The organism is Nitrospira sp. BLG_2 (assembly GCF_049222245.1).
This window is the reverse complement of the sequence record NZ_JBLYIG010000549.1, coordinates 1-4,536: the sequence shown is the minus strand read 5'-3', so window position 1 is coordinate 4,536 and position 4,536 is coordinate 1. Positions and strand designations below refer to the sequence as shown.

Here is a 4,536-nt window from a genome sequence, read left to right as displayed (position 1 = left end):
GGTCTCTGACGCACGTATTGGGACATCGCCGGGCTCGAATTCAAGGGTGAAGTTCCCACCAATGACCTCGACTTTCGCTGCTTTGTCGGTCGTCAGCAACCAGTTCGCAAGGGCCACGACCTTTACGTTTTCCATCGGTCTACTTTCTTCGTCGACGACCCTGCCAGTGATGGTAATCATGTAGACCTAATTTGCTGAACGAATATTGATGGAGTTGGTCCCCTGAGAACCATGCGCCTGAATCCTTGGTTCCAGTCTGAGCAGAAAGGTGAGCCCGGCTACAGACCATTTCGGGTCGGGGCCATTGCGAGAGCACGTATACGTATATATAAGGTGGGGGATAGTACCACGCCTCCATGGTAGTGAGTAAATAGGAATGTTGGACTTCGACGGCCTGATCACCGAAGTGACTCTCATCTATGTTGGTTTCAGCGCGACTTCATTTGTCGAACCGTAGCGGCTTGGCGATTCCGCAACCAGCCTCCATGAATGATGTTGGCTAACTATGAGAATCGTCTCCGTCTCGGAGGGTAGAGGTCTCTACACCATTTGTTCGCAGGGCAATAGAAAGACATGGAGCGGAAAGACGCTGTCACCCTTGGCCGCCTCCTCCTTCGATCGAAAGTGTGAAAAGGCATCGATGAGACGGTAAGCCAATTGCTCGGAGACCGCCGTGAGAATCATTCGGTTGGTCGTCGGGGCCAGAAAAAACTGGCTGGTGGGGTCGGTGGCTCCTTTTCCGGCAACGTTGTGCAACTCGCTGAAGGCGCTCACCTCATAGTCGTTCAGCAATGCATGCACCTGCTCCACGAGCGATTCACGAAAGACGATCACCAACATCTTCATAAGCAGTTCTCCTGTATACGGGTGGTGCCACCGAACTCACGAACACCAGCCGGCATTCGGTCCATTCTCCGGCGAGATATCGGTAAATACAAGATCAAAGGACCCTCCCTGCATCAGGCGGATGACCGGCGGTCCGCAAGACCCGAGGTCAGGCTCGACAAGAGCGGAGACGATACGCTATAAATTACCTACCTAGCGGCCTCGTGAGAGCATCAACCAGGACTCTTTTATGCAAGAATATTCAGCGTATTACGGCACTGCCTGTATCATCTTTTCCGTCTATCTCCTCATTAAGGGGTTCACTGCTGCCTCAAGACAACGGAGCGAAGATCATTCCACGACCCTGGTTCCGGCTTATGTCTATGGAATCCTCGCGTCGATTCTGCTGACCGTTGGTTTGGGATTTTTTAAGCCGAGCTTGCCCTGGTGGGGATATCGACTGATTTTTCCAGGGACGACCATGCTCTTTCCCGCCGTCATCTATCTCGTCGGTCGGCGACCCCCGAAACCACATCTCGATCGAGTCGACGCATAGCCGACCGGGGCTTCCTCCTTCATGACAGTGGAAGTCGCTCTATTTGGCAATGGTAATGCTGGGCACGCCGTCGCGCGGGACCTCGGTGACGGTCATCTGAAATAATTGTGATAAGAGCTTGAATGCTTCACGGTTCCAGCGTGCCTGTGGCCCGGTCGTGTTGACGGCGTAATACTGCCCATGCGATTTTATCGCAAAATCCAATCCCCCCGGAGCTGACGGTGACACGATCAAGTCCAACGTCTTGACGGGATTCTCCGCTACCTCGGGCGTGCGGCTGTCCTTATTGACATAGTATTCGGGTTCCTCGCCGAGAGATTGGCCGATAAAATTCAGCATGGCATTGAAGCTCCGCAGTCGGAAATCGCCTTTCAGCGGCCAATCCCCACCAAAGTGCCCGGGGCGGATATCGAACGACACGTCATTCGAAAGCTCTTGCTCGATCTCTTCTTCATGTAACCGTATGCGCTCTTCTCGTGACAACGTGTCCGGATCGTAATTGGTGATGAGAGTGCCTCCTTCCACCTGTTTCCGTAAGGTGTAGGTTGCATCCCGGGCGTTATAGGAGACTCTGTACTCCTGTTCCAGCGCTTTAAATCCTTCAGCGGTGATGGAGGCGGCGGGAATCGTCCAAGTCCGCTCGATGATCAAGGGTTCGACATAGAGACCGTTGTGGTCTTGAATGGCTGAGAGGTGGAGGACTACTCGGCGAAACATCTCATACCCGCTCTTGTCAGAGGGATTATTCCGGTACGCGACGGCTTCGCCACCATTCCGGATCAAACGAAGTTCCTTCGCCATCAGCCTGAGCAGGAGGTCGATATCGATGCCCTGCCGCAAGAGCAGCGTCAACTTTTCTTCATGGAACGGCGTCAGCAAGCGCCGAGTAAATTCCTGCCCTTCGATGGGCGCGATACTGATGGTCGGATTTTCCGCCACGCTTCCACTAATGAGGGGCAGGATCTGTGTACTCGCCAGACCCGCGAGAGCCGGTGTGGCGCCGGCCGTAAATCGAAAATCGAAGGTCGCCGCCACGTTGGAGACACCGGTAAAGTGGATCGGCTCGTGGTGCTGTGCCCGGGCGATGTTGATGAGCAGCTGCTTGGATTGGGCCTCGATGATCGCATCGTCATAGGCAATCACGGCGCGAGTCAACGTGACCGGTGAGAGGCACCCCGAGAGCACGGAGAGACAGAAGATGACGAGGAAGATGAAGGACGGGGACGTGGAGACCTTTGCTGCCATCATCGGTTGGTCGGTATGCGATTGCCGAACACCATTTGGATGCTCGAGTTGTACCATACCGATGAGGAGATGCCTATATGGATGAACCGGATCCCGCTCGGTAATCGCGACCCGTTGAACGATCATCCGCACCGGAACATGCGGGCCTAGCGTCATGACAGGCTCCGGGTGGATCGTCTGTCCATCAACGATGGCGAAAGTGAATTTTGGACGCGTTCGTCGCCAAGATCAACAGGCTTTCCAATTCCGCAAAGGATTCTCCGAGACAGCGATGTCCGCCGGCAGTCGCGATATACAGTATCTATGCCTCGTGCGTCGGGGAAGCAGGGACCGAAAACGGCGTACACGGATGCGGTACTCACGGGCCATATCCGGGCGGTGATCACGACCATGCCATTTCTCGGGAGGAACATCGGAACGTGTGGGCACGGCTGCGGGCACAGCGGATTCGCACCTCGAAACGCCGAGTACAGCGGCTGATGCGGCAGGCTGGCCTCTTGGTTCCCACTCGGGCACTGCGCATCGTATGCCCACGCGTCCATGACGGCACGATCATCACGGAACGTCCGAATCAGATGTGGGGGACGGATGCGATGAGCACGGTGACATTACAGGAAGATCCCGTCACGGTCTTCGTCGGCGTCGATCAGTGCACAGCCCAGAGGCGACCGCAAGTGTCTTTAGTCGGAAAATTGCGCCAAAGCTGACCTTCTGTCGAGCAGATAGAGAGATTATCGATGACCGTGGGACCTTTCTGAGTAAGGTTTTCATCAGCGCAGCTCGGAAACGGCAATCATTTCAATTGACATTCGCGGTGATTGCGGCATAGTTGCGTACCTCGTCACGGTGCAGTCTAAGACCAAAGCCAAGACGTATCACAATCTGCGCCTGTTGGTGCGACATAAACGAACATGGAAGTTACTTGGCTGGAACACATGAACCTGCTTAGTCGATTTGGGACGGAAGTGACCTAGGAATGAGAAGTCATGACTCTTCTCGCCGACCTTCATAACGGCACGCACGGTATTCGATTCAATCCTCCATCATCGTTACAGCTTGAAGTCGATCACGACACGATTGCCGCGTTTCGAGACGAGGAGCATCGAGTCGATTGGTATCTGGAGTTTTCACCGCTGATCGTTGATTTGTCGGCCCGATACGATGATCTTCTACGTGAAGATCTTCACATCGATACAGTTACGGTATTCGAGTCTTACTTTAAGAAATCTAGACAAAAGTCTGAAGCATTTGATTCGGGGCAGATATTAGATCCAGGATCCGTAGGCAGCTCCTCTGACAGTATCATGTCTATGCCGCGGACCAGGCGAGATCCTACATGGTCTCCGGTCGTATCCGCAGAACGTGTCACCATCGGCGGTGTGCCTGCGCTCGCGCTGATTCATCGCTTGACCTATATGCCTGAAGACGAGCGCATCATAGGGAGAATCATTATCCCCCTTGAGCAGGGCACGGTGTATTTGAGTGCGCTCCGTCGAGCTAACATGACCGGTGAACGGGAAGCCATTCTGGTGATCCTTAATCTGCCATCGTCCAAAGATGCCGACGAGCAACTGCCTCAGATTTCGCAGGCAGCCATCGATGACCTGGCTCTAGATGATAAGTTCCCTGATCATCCATTGACGGTGATCCGGCGGGCATTGCGCAGGGTGTTGACGGCATCGTTGGACCTGACGGTCACGGCTCCTCTTCCGCCTCAGAGCGAGGAGACGGTTGAGCTCAAGAATTCAGGATGTACGATTCGCGTGCCACCGCGTTTTCGCTTTTGTCCAGGGATGGCCGCGGCAATGCACCCGTCCCTGAACCCCTTCATTCGTGCGACCGTGCCACAGGCCGGCACATACTCATTCGACGTCTGGCGTGTTCCTGAGGTAACTGTGAAGGGTCAGGCC

6 protein-coding genes are annotated in these 4,536 nt (G+C 54.6%); 3 read left to right on the top strand and 3 right to left on the bottom strand.

What is annotated here, in order from left to right:
- Both ACOSYY_RS14680 and ACOSYY_RS14675 read right to left on the bottom strand, forming a co-directional pair.
- Positions 1-180 (bottom strand): hypothetical protein (locus tag ACOSYY_RS14680; RefSeq protein WP_421663273.1); only part of this gene is annotated, 180 nt, incomplete at its 3' end.
- A gap of 360 nt (positions 181-540) precedes the next feature.
- Entirely contained in the window at positions 541-846 is a 306-nt protein-coding gene (locus ACOSYY_RS14675) for a P-II family nitrogen regulator (protein WP_421663272.1), read from the bottom strand.
- A 229-nt stretch (positions 847-1,075) separates the two neighbouring features.
- On the opposite strand from ACOSYY_RS14675, the gene ACOSYY_RS14670 reads away from it, so the two are divergent.
- Positions 1,076-1,381: a hypothetical protein gene (locus ACOSYY_RS14670; protein WP_421663271.1), complete on the top strand. Its 306-nt coding sequence runs from the start codon at positions 1,076-1,078 to the stop codon at positions 1,379-1,381.
- 39 nt (positions 1,382-1,420) lie between these two features.
- On the opposite strand, the gene ACOSYY_RS14665 is transcribed toward ACOSYY_RS14670, so the two are convergent.
- Entirely contained in the window at positions 1,421-2,782 is a 1,362-nt protein-coding gene (locus ACOSYY_RS14665) for a hypothetical protein (RefSeq protein WP_421663270.1), read from the bottom strand.
- 50 nt (positions 2,783-2,832) lie between these two features.
- Here ACOSYY_RS14665 and ACOSYY_RS14660 point away from each other — a divergent pair, with 50 nt between their 5' ends.
- Entirely contained in the window at positions 2,833-3,333 is a 501-nt protein-coding gene (locus ACOSYY_RS14660) for a hypothetical protein (RefSeq protein WP_421663269.1), read from the top strand.
- A gap of 279 nt (positions 3,334-3,612) precedes the next feature.
- Positions 3,613-4,536: hypothetical protein (locus ACOSYY_RS14655; RefSeq protein ID WP_421663268.1), on the top strand; the 924-nt coding region annotated here is incomplete at its 3' end.